General features: G+C 63.6%; 17 protein-coding genes. 11 read left to right on the plus strand and 6 right to left on the minus strand.

Annotated elements, in window-relative coordinates:
* Window positions 1–13 precede the first annotated feature (13 nt).
* The 4 genes from FXB38_RS21590 (at window position 14) to kynU (ending at window position 4,428) form a co-directional block, all read left to right on the plus strand.
* Complete coding sequence (locus tag FXB38_RS21590; RefSeq protein ID WP_148752995.1) at window positions 14–1,291, plus strand: ArgE/DapE family deacylase; 1,278 nt, start codon at window positions 14–16, stop codon at window positions 1,289–1,291.
* Between the two features lie 237 nt (window positions 1,292–1,528).
* Window positions 1,529–2,338, plus strand: a complete 810-nt coding sequence (locus FXB38_RS21600) for an alpha/beta hydrolase (protein WP_148752997.1) — start codon at window positions 1,529–1,531, stop codon at window positions 2,336–2,338.
* A gap of 37 nt (window positions 2,339–2,375) precedes the next feature.
* Window positions 2,376–3,215 carry a tryptophan 2,3-dioxygenase gene (gene kynA, locus FXB38_RS21605; protein ID WP_148752998.1) on the plus strand — a complete coding sequence of 280 codons (840 nt, stop codon included), beginning with the start codon at window positions 2,376–2,378 and terminating at the stop codon, window positions 3,213–3,215.
* 10 nt (window positions 3,216–3,225) lie between these two features.
* Complete coding sequence (gene kynU, locus FXB38_RS21610) at window positions 3,226–4,428, plus strand: kynureninase (RefSeq protein ID WP_187435042.1); 1,203 nt, start codon at window positions 3,226–3,228, stop codon at window positions 4,426–4,428.
* A gap of 22 nt (window positions 4,429–4,450) precedes the next feature.
* On the opposite strand, the gene FXB38_RS42875 is transcribed toward kynU, so the two are convergent.
* Window positions 4,451–4,588, minus strand: coding sequence for a hypothetical protein (locus FXB38_RS42875; RefSeq protein ID WP_187435050.1), 138 nt, complete (start codon window positions 4,586–4,588; stop codon window positions 4,451–4,453).
* 107 nt (window positions 4,589–4,695) lie between these two features.
* Here FXB38_RS42875 and FXB38_RS21615 point away from each other — a divergent pair, with 107 nt between their 5' ends.
* Both FXB38_RS21615 and FXB38_RS21620 read left to right on the plus strand, forming a co-directional pair.
* Window positions 4,696–5,094, plus strand: coding sequence for a PaaI family thioesterase (locus tag FXB38_RS21615; protein WP_148753000.1), 399 nt, complete (start codon window positions 4,696–4,698; stop codon window positions 5,092–5,094).
* 153 nt (window positions 5,095–5,247) lie between these two features.
* The gene (locus FXB38_RS21620) at window positions 5,248–5,853 is read left to right on the plus strand and encodes a GNAT family N-acetyltransferase (protein WP_148753001.1); all 606 of its coding nucleotides are present in this window, start codon (window positions 5,248–5,250) and stop codon (window positions 5,851–5,853) included.
* A gap of 89 nt (window positions 5,854–5,942) precedes the next feature.
* Here FXB38_RS21620 and FXB38_RS21625 read toward each other — a convergent pair whose 3' ends face one another.
* The gene (locus FXB38_RS21625) at window positions 5,943–6,248 is read right to left on the minus strand and encodes a hypothetical protein (RefSeq protein WP_148753002.1); all 306 of its coding nucleotides are present in this window, start codon (window positions 6,246–6,248) and stop codon (window positions 5,943–5,945) included.
* Between the two features lie 95 nt (window positions 6,249–6,343).
* Complete coding sequence (locus FXB38_RS21630; protein WP_148753003.1) at window positions 6,344–7,030, minus strand: DUF2161 domain-containing phosphodiesterase; 687 nt, start codon at window positions 7,028–7,030, stop codon at window positions 6,344–6,346.
* Between the two features lie 137 nt (window positions 7,031–7,167).
* Between FXB38_RS21630 and FXB38_RS21635 the strand changes: the two genes are divergently transcribed.
* A complete protein-coding gene (locus FXB38_RS21635) occupies window positions 7,168–7,515 on the plus strand; it encodes a GrlR family regulatory protein (protein ID WP_148753004.1) in 348 nt (115 codons plus the stop codon).
* On the opposite strand, the gene FXB38_RS21640 is transcribed toward FXB38_RS21635, so the two are convergent.
* Complete coding sequence (locus tag FXB38_RS21640; protein WP_148753005.1) at window positions 7,516–8,196, minus strand: SDR family oxidoreductase; 681 nt, start codon at window positions 8,194–8,196, stop codon at window positions 7,516–7,518.
* A gap of 80 nt (window positions 8,197–8,276) precedes the next feature.
* Between FXB38_RS21640 and FXB38_RS21645 the strand changes: the two genes are divergently transcribed.
* The gene (locus tag FXB38_RS21645; RefSeq protein WP_246230020.1) at window positions 8,277–9,041 is read left to right on the plus strand and encodes an SGNH/GDSL hydrolase family protein; all 765 of its coding nucleotides are present in this window, start codon (window positions 8,277–8,279) and stop codon (window positions 9,039–9,041) included.
* Window positions 9,042–9,056: 15 nt separating this feature from the next.
* Here FXB38_RS21645 and FXB38_RS21650 read toward each other — a convergent pair whose 3' ends face one another.
* Both FXB38_RS21650 and FXB38_RS21655 read right to left on the minus strand, forming a co-directional pair.
* Complete coding sequence (locus tag FXB38_RS21650) at window positions 9,057–9,800, minus strand: tyrosine-protein phosphatase (RefSeq protein WP_148753006.1); 744 nt, start codon at window positions 9,798–9,800, stop codon at window positions 9,057–9,059.
* Window positions 9,801–10,035: 235 nt separating this feature from the next.
* Entirely contained in the window at window positions 10,036–10,239 is a 204-nt protein-coding gene (locus FXB38_RS21655; protein ID WP_080137849.1) for a DUF2735 domain-containing protein, read from the minus strand.
* Window positions 10,240–10,775: 536 nt separating this feature from the next.
* Here FXB38_RS21655 and FXB38_RS21665 point away from each other — a divergent pair.
* The 3 genes from FXB38_RS21665 (at window position 10,776) to FXB38_RS21675 (ending at window position 13,409) form a co-directional block, all read left to right on the plus strand.
* Window positions 10,776–11,810: a glutamine synthetase beta-grasp domain-containing protein gene (locus FXB38_RS21665; protein ID WP_148753007.1), complete on the plus strand. Its 1,035-nt coding sequence runs from the start codon at window positions 10,776–10,778 to the stop codon at window positions 11,808–11,810.
* A 194-nt stretch (window positions 11,811–12,004) separates the two neighbouring features.
* Window positions 12,005–12,706 carry a GrlR family regulatory protein gene (locus FXB38_RS21670; RefSeq protein ID WP_148753008.1) on the plus strand — a complete coding sequence of 234 codons (702 nt, stop codon included), beginning with the start codon at window positions 12,005–12,007 and terminating at the stop codon, window positions 12,704–12,706.
* Window positions 12,707–12,725: 19 nt separating this feature from the next.
* On the plus strand, window positions 12,726–13,409 hold the full coding sequence (locus tag FXB38_RS21675; RefSeq protein ID WP_148753009.1) for a substrate-binding domain-containing protein: 684 nt from the start codon (window positions 12,726–12,728) through the stop codon (window positions 13,407–13,409).
* Window positions 13,410–13,416 lie beyond the last annotated feature (7 nt).

Here is a 13,416-nt window from a genome sequence, read left to right on the forward strand (position 1 = left end):
CCGGAGTTGCCTGATGAACGCCGAAACGCAGCAGAGGATTCTTGACGCCATCGATGCCGGCTTCGAAGCCCAGCTTGCGACCACACGCGATTTCGTTGCGATCCCTTCGACCCGCGGGGCGGAGGGACCGTGCCAGGACATGATCGGCGACCTCCTGCGCGAGCGGGGCTACGAGGTCGACGACTGGCACATCAACGTCGATGATCTCAAGGATCTGCGCGGCTTCGGGCCGATCGAGCATGATTTCTCCAAGGCACGCTCGGTGGTCGGCACCTATCGTCCGAACACCGAGGCCGGCAAATCGCTGATCCTCCAGGGGCATTGCGACGTGGTGCCCGCGGGGCCGCTGGAATTGTGGGACACACCGCCGTTCGCGCCTGTCATCAAGGACGGCAAGATGTTCGGCCGCGGCGCCTGCGACATGAAGTCGGGTACCATCGGCGCGCTCTATTCGCTGGACGCGATCAAGGCGGCCGGCTTCAAGCCGACCGCGCGGATTCACTTTCAGTCGGTGATCGAAGAGGAGAGCACCGGCGTCGGCGCACTTTCGACGCTTCAGCGCGGCTACCGGGCCGATGCCTGCTTCATCCCCGAGCCCACCGCCGGCAAGATGGTACGCTCGCAGGTCGGCGTGATCTGGTTTCGCCTGCGCGTGAAGGGCCATCCGACCCATGTCGCCTTTGCCGGCTCCGGCTCCAATGCGATCATGGCGGCTTATCACCTCGTCCATGCGCTACAGAAGCTCGAGATCGAGTGGAACGAGCGCGCCAAGGCCGATCGTCACTTCAATACGCTCAGCCATCCCATCAACTTCAACCCCGGCATCATCAAGGGCGGCGATTGGGCCTCCAGCGTGCCGGCCTGGTGCGACGTCGATTGCCGTATCGCCATCCTGCCGGGTTGGTCGGTCGCCGATCACCAGAAGGAGATCATGGCCTGCGTTGCCGCTGCCTCGCGCAACCACCGCTTCCTCGCCAACAATCCGCCGGAGGTCGAATGGTCGGGCTTCCTGTCGGAAGGCTATGAGTTGACCGATTCCGCGGCACCGGAAGCCGCGTTCGGCACAGCTTTTAACAAGGTCTATGGCGGCGCGGTCGAAGATCTCGTCTTCACCGCGCTCACTGATACCCGTTTCTACGGCCTCAACTACGGCATCCCCAGCCTGTGCTTTGGCGCCAGCGGCGGGGAGATGCACGGCTTCAACGAATATGTTGATCTGGACTCGCTGAAGAAGACCACCAAGGCGATGGCGCTGTTCATCGCGGAGTGGTGCGGGGTGGAGAAGGCGTAAGCCTCTCTCCTTTGTCATTGCGAGGAGCTCTTGCGACGAAGCAATCCAGACTGCCGCCCCGGAGGTAGACTGGATTGCTTCGCTTCGCTCGCAATGACGCAGTGAGTCGCCGGGGGCGCCGGCCTGCCCAATCCGGGGGCTCATCCAAATCCTTTAAGCTTAAAAGAAAGACTAGGATGCCGGCCCGACCGGTGGCAGACTGGCGCTGGGTTCGCTGGGCGGGTCCTCGGAGTCACGATGCGCGATTGGGATGACGCTTACGCCAATTCGGCCCATATCCCGGGCTCGGATAAGATGCCGGCGCAATGGGCGGAGCGGGCGGCGGCTTATCGCGCCGCGCTGAAGGGTTTTCGTCCCGACGTCGCCTACGGCTCCGGTGAGCGCCAGCGTTTTGACCTGGTCCTGCCCGACGGCGACAGCAGGGGTCTCGTCGTGTTCGTGCATGGCGGTTACTGGATGCGCTTCGATAAGTCGACCTGGACTGATCTCGCCGAAGGTGCGCGCCACCATGGCTGGGCGGTAGCACTGCCGAGCTACACGCTGACGCCGGCCGCGCGCATCTCCGGCATCACCGCCGAAATCACCGCCGCGATAGCGACAGCGGCCTCGCTCGTCGCGGGGCCGATCCGGCTGGCGGGCCACTCCGCCGGCGGGCATCTCGTGACGCGCATGCTCTGCGACGACAGCCGGCTTGAGCCCGCCGTCTTCAACCGCATCGCCGGCACGCTCTCGATCAGCGGCCTGCACGATCTGCGGCCGCTGCTCAAGACCAGGATGAACGAGACACTTCGCATGACCATGGAGGAGGCGACGCGCGAAAGCGCGGCGCTGCATCTGCCACGCGGACATTCGCCTCTGACCGCCTGGGTCGGCGGCAGTGAGCGGCCCGAGTTCATCCGCCAGTCCGACTTGTTCGCCAACGTCTGGACCGGCTTTGACGTGCCGACGCGTCTCGTCGTCGATCCCGGGCTCAACCATTTTACCGTGATCGATGCGCTTAGGGATCCGTCGTCGCCGATCACCGCGCGCCTGATCGGCCTCGACTGACGGGGCGCAAAGGGATGATCGATCGAGAGGGCCTGCCATGACGTCCAGCGATTACGATCCTTCAAGCGAAGGCGCCGAGACCGAATTCGCCCGACGCATGTCCTATGGCGACTATCTGGCGCTGGATGCGATCCTCGGTGCACAGCATCCGCTCTCCGAAGCGCATGACGAGATGCTGTTCATCATCCAGCATCAGACCACGGAGCTGTGGATGCGCCTTGCCATCCACGAACTCAGCGCCGCACGCCGCGCCATCGCCAAAGACGAGGTGCAGCCCGCGATGAAGATGCTGGCGCGGATGTCGCGCATCTTCGAGCAGCTCAACGGCGCTTGGGACGTGCTGCGCACGATGACACCGAGCGAATACACGCGCTTTCGCTCGCAGCTCGGGCAATCATCAGGTTTCCAGTCGCGGCAGTACCGGCTGATCGAATATCTGCTTGGCAACCGCAACCACCCCATGCTCAAGCCGCACGCGCACGATGCCGAGACGACGAAGCTGCTCGAGGACGAGCTTGCGACGCCGAGCCTCTATGACGAGGTGCTGCGGCTCGCCGATCGCAACGGGCTCAAGATGCCGGCCGCTGTGCTCTCGCGCGACGTCCGCGAGACCCACAGCTTCAACGAGGGCGTGCTGCAGGCCTGGCGTATCGTCTACGAGGCGCCGGAGACGCACTGGATGCTTTACGAGCTCGCCGAGAAGATGGTTGATTTCGAGGACTATTTTCGCCGCTGGCGGTTCAACCATGTGACGACGGTCGAGCGGGTCATCGGCTTCAAGCGTGGCACCGGCGGCACCGGCGGCGTCAGCTATCTCAAGCGCATGCTGGAGGTCGAGCTATTTCCCGAGCTCTGGCGCGTGCGCACCATTTTGTAGAGATGTGTCCATGACCAGGCTTCGCGTCTACGACGACACCAAGGCGCTCTTTCATCTCCCTGACGGCGTGATCTATCTCGACGGCAATTCGCTCGGTGCATTGCCGCTTGGCGTCGCCGAGCGCGTCAACCGCGTCATTATGGCGGAGTGGGGCAACGAGTTGATCCGCGCCTGGAACAGCGCCGGTTGGTATGCGCAGCCGCGCCACGTTGGCGACCGCATCGCGCGGCTGATCGGCGCGAAGGCGGGGTCGGTCATGGTCGGCGACACGCTGTCGCTCAAAGTCTATCAAGCGCTCGCCGCCGCGCTCGACATGAATGCATCGCGCAAGGGCGTCCTGTCGGACACCGGCAATTTCCCGACCGATCTTTACATGGCCGAAGGCCTGATCGCGACGCTCGGGCGAGGCCATCAATTGCGTCTGGTGGCGCCCGAGGAGGTCGAGGCCGCGCTGTCGGAAGAGATTGCGGTGCTGTACATCACCGAGGTCGACTACCGCACCGGCCGCCGTCACGACATGGCGAAGCTGACCGCAAAGGCGCATGAGCTTGGCATCGTCACGGTCTGGGATCTCGCCCACTCGGCCGGCGCACTGCCGGTCGATCTCGCCGGCTGTGGTGCCGATTTTGCGGCCGGCTGCACCTACAAATATATCAATGCCGGCCCGGGCGCGCCGGCTTTCCTCTATGTCGCCCCGCGTCACGCCGACAGCGCACGCACCGCACTGTCCGGCTGGATGGGGCACGCAAAGCCCTTCGCATTTGAGCTTGGCTATGCTGCCGCGGGCGGCGTCGAGCGCATGCGTGTCGGCACGCCGCCCGTGCTGGCGATGGCGGCGCTGGAGGCTTCGCTCGATATCTGGGATCGGATTGACGTCGAGGAGGTCCGCGCCCGCTCGCTGGCGCTCGGCGATCTGTTGATCGCTGAGGTCGAACGCCGCTGCCCCCCCTTGAAGCTGGTCACGCCGCGTGCGCACGAGTGCCGCGGCTCGCAAGTCTCGTTCGCCTTCGAGGGCGGCTACGCCGCCATGCAGGCCCTGATCGCCCGCGGCCTCATCGGCGATTTCCGCGCGCCTGACATCATGCGGTTCGGGATCACGCCGCTGTATATCGGCGAGGCGGAAGTCATGAAGGCGGCCGAGATCATCGAGGACGTAATCGCAGGCGAGGTGTGGCGGCGGCCGGAGTATCAGGTCGTCAATGCGGTAACGTGAGGGACGAATGCTGCCTCAACCGTCATTGCGAGCGCAGCGCGCTACGCTCGCAATGACGGATGATGGAGCTGCGCTCGCCCCACAACGCCATCACGATCGCATCGAGCCGGTCGGTCAACGCCGCCGGTCCCGGTTGCAGGATGATCGGCGACAAAACCATATGAGCAAGTGCCTCGGCCGTGTCACGATAACCATTACCTCGGGCGTCATTGCTTTGCCGCACTGTGCATTTCAGCTTGAGAACAGAACGAATTGGGAGGAGATCCGATGACGCCGCTTGAGAAAGTTAAAGCGATGAAGATGCCGTTTGCCGAGCTCAAGGGCGTCGAGTTCGTCGAAGCGGAGAAGGATCGCGTGGTGGCACGGATGATTGTCAGGCCCGATCTCTGTACCCTGCATCACACCGTCCACGGCGGCGCGGTGATGGCGTTCGCCGATTCCGTCGGCGCAGCCGCAACCGTGATCAACCTGCCGGAGGACGCAAAGGGCACGACCACCCTGGAGAGCAAGACCAATTTCATCGGCGGGGCGAAGGAGGGAACCACGGTCGTCGCCATTGCCACGCCGGTCCATAGGGGCCGGCGGACCCAGGTCTGGACCACTCGGCTGGAGACCGGGGATGGCAAGCTGATCGCTATCGTGACCCAGACCCAGCTGGTCCTGTAAAAACTACGGAGGCTTGATTTTGTTAACGAATTAGTCGTTCTCGCTGCCTCAAACTTGAGCAGGTTCCCGTCTTGAAAAATTTGCTGCGACGCACAATATTGGAGGCCTAGGGATTCGAACGCCTCCTCGAGGGACACCAAGAGGAGTTTTGACGTGGTACTTGAAGACACCGTCCGCACCGCTCCGCGCTATGTGCGGACCCTGATCCAGCAGGAAGAATTGCCGCTGTTGCGCGATCACCTGCTCAGGCTCGATGCCGAAAGCCGGCATGATCGCTTTAACGGTTTTCTCGACGACAGCTTCATCGAGCGTTACGCCGCCCGCTGCGCCGAGGATGGCACCGTGATCGTCGCCTATATCGTCGATGGCGTGGTTCGTGGTGCGGCCGAGCTGCATCCGCCGGAGGGCGATTCGTTGCCTGAGGTCGCCTTCAGCGTGGAAGCCTCCGCCCGCCGCCAGAATGTCGGCACCGTGCTGTTCAGCCGCCTGATCGCGGAAGCGCGCTGGAAGGGCTACAAGAGCCTGCGCATCACCACGGGAGCGGAGAATCACGCCATGCGGGCGCTCGCCAAGAAGTTCGGTGCGCATCTGCAGTTCCGACATGGTGAGTCCACAGGCACGATCGATCTTGGCAAGACGCCCGAGGCCGAGCTCGCTGAGCTCGCAGCGGCGCCGTTCAAGGCCGGCCGCGCGATTCTCAACTTCAACTCGACCTGCTGGAAGCTGATCTCCAGCATGTACGGCAATCGCGCAGCCTGAAATCAAGAGACCTGAAATTCAAAGGCCTGAATCAAAAAGCGGACCGGCAAGGCCGGTCCGCTGTTTTATTGGAGCCAAGGAATGAGCGCTCAGGTGCCGGTGCGCTTGTCGTTGCCGAAGCGACGGATGACACGGCGTTCGACCACCACGGAGCGCTGCGCACCCTGCTCGCCGGCGATCACGCGCGTCGCAGTGATGCGGCTGTTGGTGCGCGCCTGCTTCTTGACCTCGGCCTGAACGGTTTCGAGCGGCATGCCCATCAGCGCTGCGGCGATCTCGGCCTGCTGCTCCTGGTCGTCGGTGATGCCGATGGCGGCGAAGATCGCCTCGTCCAGGGTGGGCGGATCGTGGCGCACGCGCCGCGTGCCATATTTGGTATTCCAGTCTGCGTTCATAACGGCCTCGTTTTGATGCCGGGATACCTAGTGCCTGAGATGCTGCATTGCAATATGAAATCGGTGTGGCATCTCAGCTATGCACCGGTCGGATGTCATGGCGGTGACGCGACACCGGCATCGATCGTAGCCCGTTGCTGCGGCCAGCGTTTGAGCGCCGTCTGTCCTGCCTCCGTTAGCCCGTAGATTCCCCGGTCGGCGCGCTCGAACCAGCCATACACATTGTTAAGCAAGATCTTGCCGGCATCGGGGCAGCGCTCGCGCAATTCGCGCACGCGCCGCGGGCCTGCGGCAAGCTCCGATGCGCAGGCCAGCGCCTGCTGCCGGTATGCCGTCATGATCGGCGCGCGCGTGCTGCCGCCGAGCACGGGATCCCCTTGGCGGCGCTGATGCTCGGCCACGAGCCGCGAGCGCGTCTTCGGCTCGCGGCGGGGGCCTGCCGTCGGTGGCTTCACGAGCACCTCGACCTGGCCGTTATCGCTCACTCCGAGCATCCCGAAGCCGAGGCGCCGACATAGATTGCGATAACGTGCGTCACTCTCGCGGCCCTTGCCGCGGATCGACATCTTTGCGGCGATCCAGACTTCGTCGCCCGCTGGCGCGCGATCGACCGCCTGCAGAATCAGCTCGAGATTGAAGGCGAGCTTGAGCTCGCCAATCACCACCACCGGCGGATCTCCGGCGCTCAGGCCCACGAGATCGCAGCCGCCAATCTCGCCCTTCACGGAGAAGCCGAGCTCTTCGAGGAAGCGTTTGACGGGGAGATAGAGCGCGGTTTCCACAGTGAGTTTCCGATCGAAGAAGAAGAATCAGTTGCGGCCAGTTTAGCCCGGATGGGACTCGGGCTGCCGGCCCATTTGCCCGGACGCGGTCAAGCCAGCTATACCCCTGCGCGCGGAACAGGCGGGCGCGCGCGAATATGACGATCAGGAACGGGCTTTATCACATCCGGATCGAGATGCTGGATGGCGTGCAGGGCGGCAATCAGGGCGTTATGGTGCTGCGTGACGGCACCATGCGCGGCGGCGATTCCTTTTTCTTTGCCCATGGCAGCTACACCTCCGCCGACGGCAAGTGGAAGGGCGAGCTGACCAACGAGGAGCATTCGCCCTCGTTCGACGAGCGCCCCATATGGGGTCGCAAGGTCGTCACCATCGGCTTCAGCGGCACCTACACCGACGAGACCGCCTATGGCGAAGGCATGGCGCTCGCGGGCAAGCAGAGCATCCGTTTCAAGGGCAATCTGCGGCTGCTGGTGCCGGATTGATCACACCCGTCCGCTCACCGGAATCAGCGCGCCGGTGACGCCACTCGCGGCGTCGCTCACGAGGAACAGGATCACCTCGGCAAGCTCCTGCGGCGCCACCCATTTGGCGAAGTCGGCTTTCGGCATGTCGGCGCGGTTCGCCTTGGTGTCGATGGTCGACGGCAGCACCGCGTTCACCGTGATCTTGCCCTTCCATTCGTTGGCGAGCGCCTCGGTGAGGCGGTGCACGCCCGCCTTCGATGCCGCGTAGGACCCCATGCCGGCGCCAGCCTGCAGCGCGCCCATGGCGCCGATGTTGACGATGCGACCCGCCTTTGAAGAAGCAAGATGCGGCAGTGCCGCGTGCGAGGCGTTGAGGGCCGTCAGCACGTTCAGCGCATGCATGCGGTGCCATGTCTTGATGTCGCCGTCGCCAACGGTCTCGAAGGCAAAGCCGCCGGCGATATTGACCAGGGCGTCCAGCCTGCCGAAATGCTTTGCGGCGGCATCCACCGCCGTCTTCGCCTGCGCCGGGTCGGACAGGTCGACGCCGCCGATCTCGATGCGCTCGGCCGTCGCCGGCAGTTGAGAGGGCGCGTGATCGATGCCGGCGACCCGCGCGCCGCGTGATTGCGCGACGTCGGCGACAACCTTGCCAAGCGCGCCGAGCGCGCCGGTCACCACAATGATTTTTCCCTGCACGATACTCTCCGTCGTCTCAATTCGCGCCGACTATTGCGTGAGGCGAATTGGACTTGCAATGGCGGCGGCATCAAGGCTGAATGATTGCTGCAACTTTAGATGGCGGCGCGGAGGTTTGGTTCATGTCTGACGAATTGCCGACTGTCGATTGTCCCCCTGAGATCGTTGATTTGAAGCATCCCCTGGAGAATTTCCGGGCCGCGTTGAACGGAAGGGGCCCCGTGCGCGTCGTGGCGATGGGGTCGTCATCGACTGCGGGACTTCGCAATGTCGTTCCCTATCCCGCGCGGCTCGAGCTGTATTTGAGAAAGCACTACAAGGATGACGATCCGCATCCGAACATCCGGGTCGACGTGTTCAACCGTGGCCAGGGCGGCCAAGAAGCGCCATTGGAAGTGGCTCGGTTCAAAGACGATATCTTTGCTGACAATCCTTCTCTGGTGCTCTGGCAGGTCGGAACCAATGCGGTCTTTCGCCAGAAGGAGTTCAACTTCGACGAAGTGGTCGCGAACATCATCGGGGGATTGGCGCTCCTGCGCGGTCACCTGACCATGGATGTTGTCCTGATCGACCCGCAATACGTGACGGCCATGCTGTTCGACGACAACGCCGATCTTGCGGAGAAGATGGTTTCGGCGATCCGAACCGCGGCGGAGGACGCCAAGGTCAATCTGTTCCAGCGCTGGGCGCTAATGCGCCACTGGCACGTGCTAAACAACGCTTCGTTCGAGCAGCTGCTGGATCCGGAGGATGATCTGAAGCTGCATCAGAGCAATTGGAGTACCATGCAGGTATCGCTCGCGCTGACCAATTCCATCATTAAGGCCGCAACTCCGACGGCGTGAGGCGCCCGGCGTCGCTCACGCCTGAAGATAGCGCTCCTTCAGCGCGGTCTGCTCGGCTGCGCCGAGCTTAAGGCCGTCGCGCAGGTAAGTTTCGACATCGCCATAGTCGCGGCCGACAGCTTCGAAAGCCGCGTCCAGATAGGAGGCATTGACCGAGCCGATGGCGTCGAGGACGTCGGCGGGCAGATCGGAGACGCTCGACACGTCGCGCTTGTAGTGGCGATTGGTCAGCAGATAATCCTCCGCAATGACCTCCTCGGGCACGCCGAGCGCATGCAGGATCAGCGCGCTGGCAAAGCCGGTGCGGTCCTTGCCGGCGGTGCAATGGATCACGAGCGGAGCGCGGTCCTGTAGGAGATGGCCGAACAGCATGCGGAAGCTGTGCGTGTTGTGGCGGACATAGTTGCGATAGGACTCGCGCATGAGCTCAAGCGCGACCGGTCCCGTCAGCGCGCCCCTGGCGAGCTCGGTGCGCAATGAAGCCACCACCGTCGGCTCGATCGGTAGCGAATGCACCGTGATCTCGTTGACGACGCAAATGCCGGCCGCGCGCTCCTCGACGCCGCGGAAGTCGAACGCACTTCTGACGCCGAGTGCGCGCACGATCGCGATGTCTTCAGCGGTGAGCTGGCCGAGATGGTTGGAGCGGAAGATGTGGCGCCAGCGCGTGGTGCGACCGTCGCTTGTGGCGTAACCGCCGAGGTCGCGAAAATTGCTGGCGCCTTGCAATGCGAGGTGACGGGCAGGAGAGTCCGACATGGGAGCTTCTTTTTGTTATGTTGCCGACGGACCATTACAGGGGGCAATCATCGGTCGGCAAGACCGGGGCGACCATGGTCAAGCATTTGATGCGGCCGGTGACGGCCTGCGCGGTGATCTGAGCCCGCAATCATGTGCGGAATCAAAAAGGGTCGAAACCTCATTGTTTCGACCCTTTTTCAAACTTCCGCTGAGCGCTTGAAAGAGCGCGGCGGTTTCAAACCAGGCACCGGCATTAACGTTCCCATTTGGGCTTTGCTTCGTCGACCGCGTCCTGGTGGTACCAGCTGTCGCTGCAGATCGAGACGTTCGCGGGAAGCGAAGCGTGATCGGCGGGAAAGCGGGTGTCGCCATAGCGGCGCCCGGCGAGAGCCGCGCGGCCCCCGACGGGGAATTGATAGATCTTCGCAGATCCGTGACTCAGTCCATTGTTCATCATTTCGATTTGCTCCTCGGTCGAAGCGCCTTGGCCTCCATGGTGCGCCCGACTCGTTCGATTGTGGTTACTGGACTCCCCATATCGACCGCGCATCCCGAATTGGAAAGTGCTGAAAACGAAATCAGCTCTCGCCTATTTTGTGGGCAGTCGACTGTCTGCACCCCCCAAGGCAGCGTGTCGGTGACTAACGCGTGGGCCATTCCAAAGGTTGCTAGGCAGGGATCGGGGCTTTGCGAAAGTTGCCGGACGTTGATGCGCGTTTCATCGGCAGCCTGCGGCAGGGGCCCGCGTGCTCCAGAATCAGGCGTTTTCCGCGGGACTTTTGCACTGCAGCTTCACGCGAAGGTGCGCGGCTATGACGCAGGTCGCTGTGGACGGCTTTGCGCTGGCGGGCCGGTTCCGGTCGCGGTGGACAACCTCCCGCGCTGCGGCCTTTTGGCACGTTAAATGCTTGTAAAGGGCCGGCCGATGATGGCCGGGTACAAACGTGCGGGGGCTCTCAACCCCACCTTTCGCATCATCTACAGAGAGGCTCAATGACCAAGTATAAGCTCGAGTACATCTGGCTCGACGGATATACGCCGACTCCGAACTTGCGCGGCAAAACTCAGATCAAGGAATTCGCGTCGTTCCCGACGCTCGAACAGCTTCCGCTCTGGGGCTTCGATGGCTCCTCCACCCAGCAGGCCGAAGGCCACAGCTCGGATTGCGTGCTGAAGCCGGTCGCGGTGTTTCCGGACGGTGCCCGCACCAACGGCGTGCTGGTGATGTGCGAAGTCATGATGCCCGATGGCAAGACCCCGCACTCGACCAACAAGCGCGCCACAATTCTCGATGACGAGGGTGCGTGGTTCGGCTTCGAGCAGGAATACTTCTTCTACAAGGACGGCCGTCCGCTCGGCTTCCCGGCCTCCGGTTATCCGGCGCCGCAGGGCCCGTACTACACCGGCGTCGGCTACTCGAACGTCGGCGACATCGCGCGCAAGATGGTCGAAGAGCATCTCGACCTCTGCCTCGCGGCCGGCATCAACCACGAAGGCATCAACGCGGAAGTCGCAAAGGGCCAGTGGGAATTCCAGATCTTCGGCAAGGGCTCCAAGAAGGCCGCTGACGAAATGTGGATGGCCCGCTACCTGATGCTGCGCCTGACCGAGAAGTACGGCGTCGACATCGAGTTCCACTGCAAGCCGCTCGGCGACACCGACTGGAACGGCTCCGGCATGCACGCCAACTTCTCCACCGAGTACATGCGTACGGTCGGCGGCAAGGAGTACTTCGAGGCGCTGATGGCGGCATTCGACAAGAACCTGATGGACCACATCGCCGTCTACGGCCCGGACAACGACAAGCGTCTGACCGGCAAGCACGAGACCGCGCCGTGGAACAAGTTCAGCTACGGCATTGCCGACCGTGGCGCCTCGATCCGCGTGCCGCACTCCTTCGCCAACAACGGCTACAAGGGCTATCTGGAAGACCGCCGTCCGAACTCGCAGGGCGACCCATACCAGATCGCTTCGCAGATCCTGAAGACGATCGCGTCCGTCCCGGCTGACAAGAAGGCCGCGGCTTAAAGATCCTCCCGGCCCGGGCTGGGGGCTGGCCCGGGTTGGCTTTTTAAATCCGCCGGAGCTGCAAGGCTCCGGCGGATTTTTGCATTCCGATGACAGCGCTTGTTGTGGGTCTGGCGGCCATGCCGGCCTGTCCATGTCAGGCCAAATCGGGATAGAGTGCCCGCAGGATGCGCGCGGGGCCGGGGACACGGCTGGTGTTTGAAGGCTTCTACAAGGTGCGATTTCAGCTCGGCGATAGCGTCGGCCGGAGCGTGATGCATGCCGGCAATGGCACGATGCTCGGCGGCAATTCGGCGTTCGCCCATATCGGCACCTACGAGAAGACCGCGGACGGCGTCGACATCGTCATCAAGACCGTTCGCCACAACCCCGATCCGACCTACCGCGCCATGGCCGGCACCGATGATGCGACGCTGATCGCGAAGGGTTTTGCCGACGGCGATCTCTACCGTTTCAAGGGCGAGCTCAAGGAGCTGCCCGGCGTGCCCTTCCAGTCGCTGATGACGCCGATCACGGAAGACGAGGTGCCGATCGCCGGCGGCGTCGGCGAGGCCGGCATCGTCGACGGCCTCTACTCGATTCACCTGCGCATGCTCGACGGCGTCGACGGCGGGCTCACCGGCGTGATGCTGCTCAACCGCGGCCGCATCCTCGGCGGCGATGCGTCGTTCTATTACCTCGGCAGCTACACCGCCGCGAACGGCCGCTGGAAGGGGCAGATCCTCAACCAGGAGCACACGCTCGCCAAGGACGATCCGATCTTTGGCGGCCACGAGGTCGGCATCGGCTTCTCCGGCAGCTATGACGGCGAGGAGGCGGTGCTGGAGGCGACCGCGCTTGCCGGCAAGCGCAGCCTGCGCCTGACCGCGGCGCTGAAGCTGATGCATCGCGCCTGATCGCTACGGGGAATTGCCCATGGAAAGAATTCGCATGCTCTCGACGCTCGGCCTGATGGGCGCGATGCGCAGCCTGTCCTCCGCGTTCGAGACCGCGAGAGGCATTCACGTCGATGCCGACTTCGCGCCAACGCTGGCGCTGCTGAAGCGCTTGCGCGCCGGCGAGGCCGCCGACCTCGTGATCCTCACGCGCGAAGGGCTCGACGAGATGATCGGCGAGGGCCGGGTGATCGCGGACACCGCAGCCGACCTGGCGCGCTCCTATGTCGGCCTCGCCGTGCGGAAAGGCGCGCCGCATCCCGACATCGCCAATGAGGCTGCGCTGCGCAAGACGCTGCTCGCGGCGCGATCCATTGCCTATTCGCGGCTCGGCGCAAGCGGCGTGTACTTTGCCCGGCTGATCGCGCGCATCGGCATTGCCGCCGAGATCAACGCCAAGGCGACCATCGTTGAGCAGGGCTTTACGGCCGAGCGGCTCGTCAGCGGCGAGGCCGACCTCGCCGTGCAGCAGATCAGCGAGCTGAAGCAGGTCGAGGGCATCGAGGTGATCGGCCCGGTCCCGCACGATTTGCAGACGCCGGCCGTGTTCTCCGCCGGACGCATGGCGGATGCGAAACAGGCCGAAGCCGCCGAGGCGCTGCTGCGCTATCTGGCATCGCCGGAGGTCGCGTCCGTGCTGCGCCAGTCAGGACTCGAGCCTTGAAATCGCC

It is taken from the genome of Bradyrhizobium cytisi, assembly GCF_008123515.1.
Taxonomy (GTDB): Bacteria; Pseudomonadota; Alphaproteobacteria; order Rhizobiales; family Xanthobacteraceae; genus Bradyrhizobium; species Bradyrhizobium cytisi.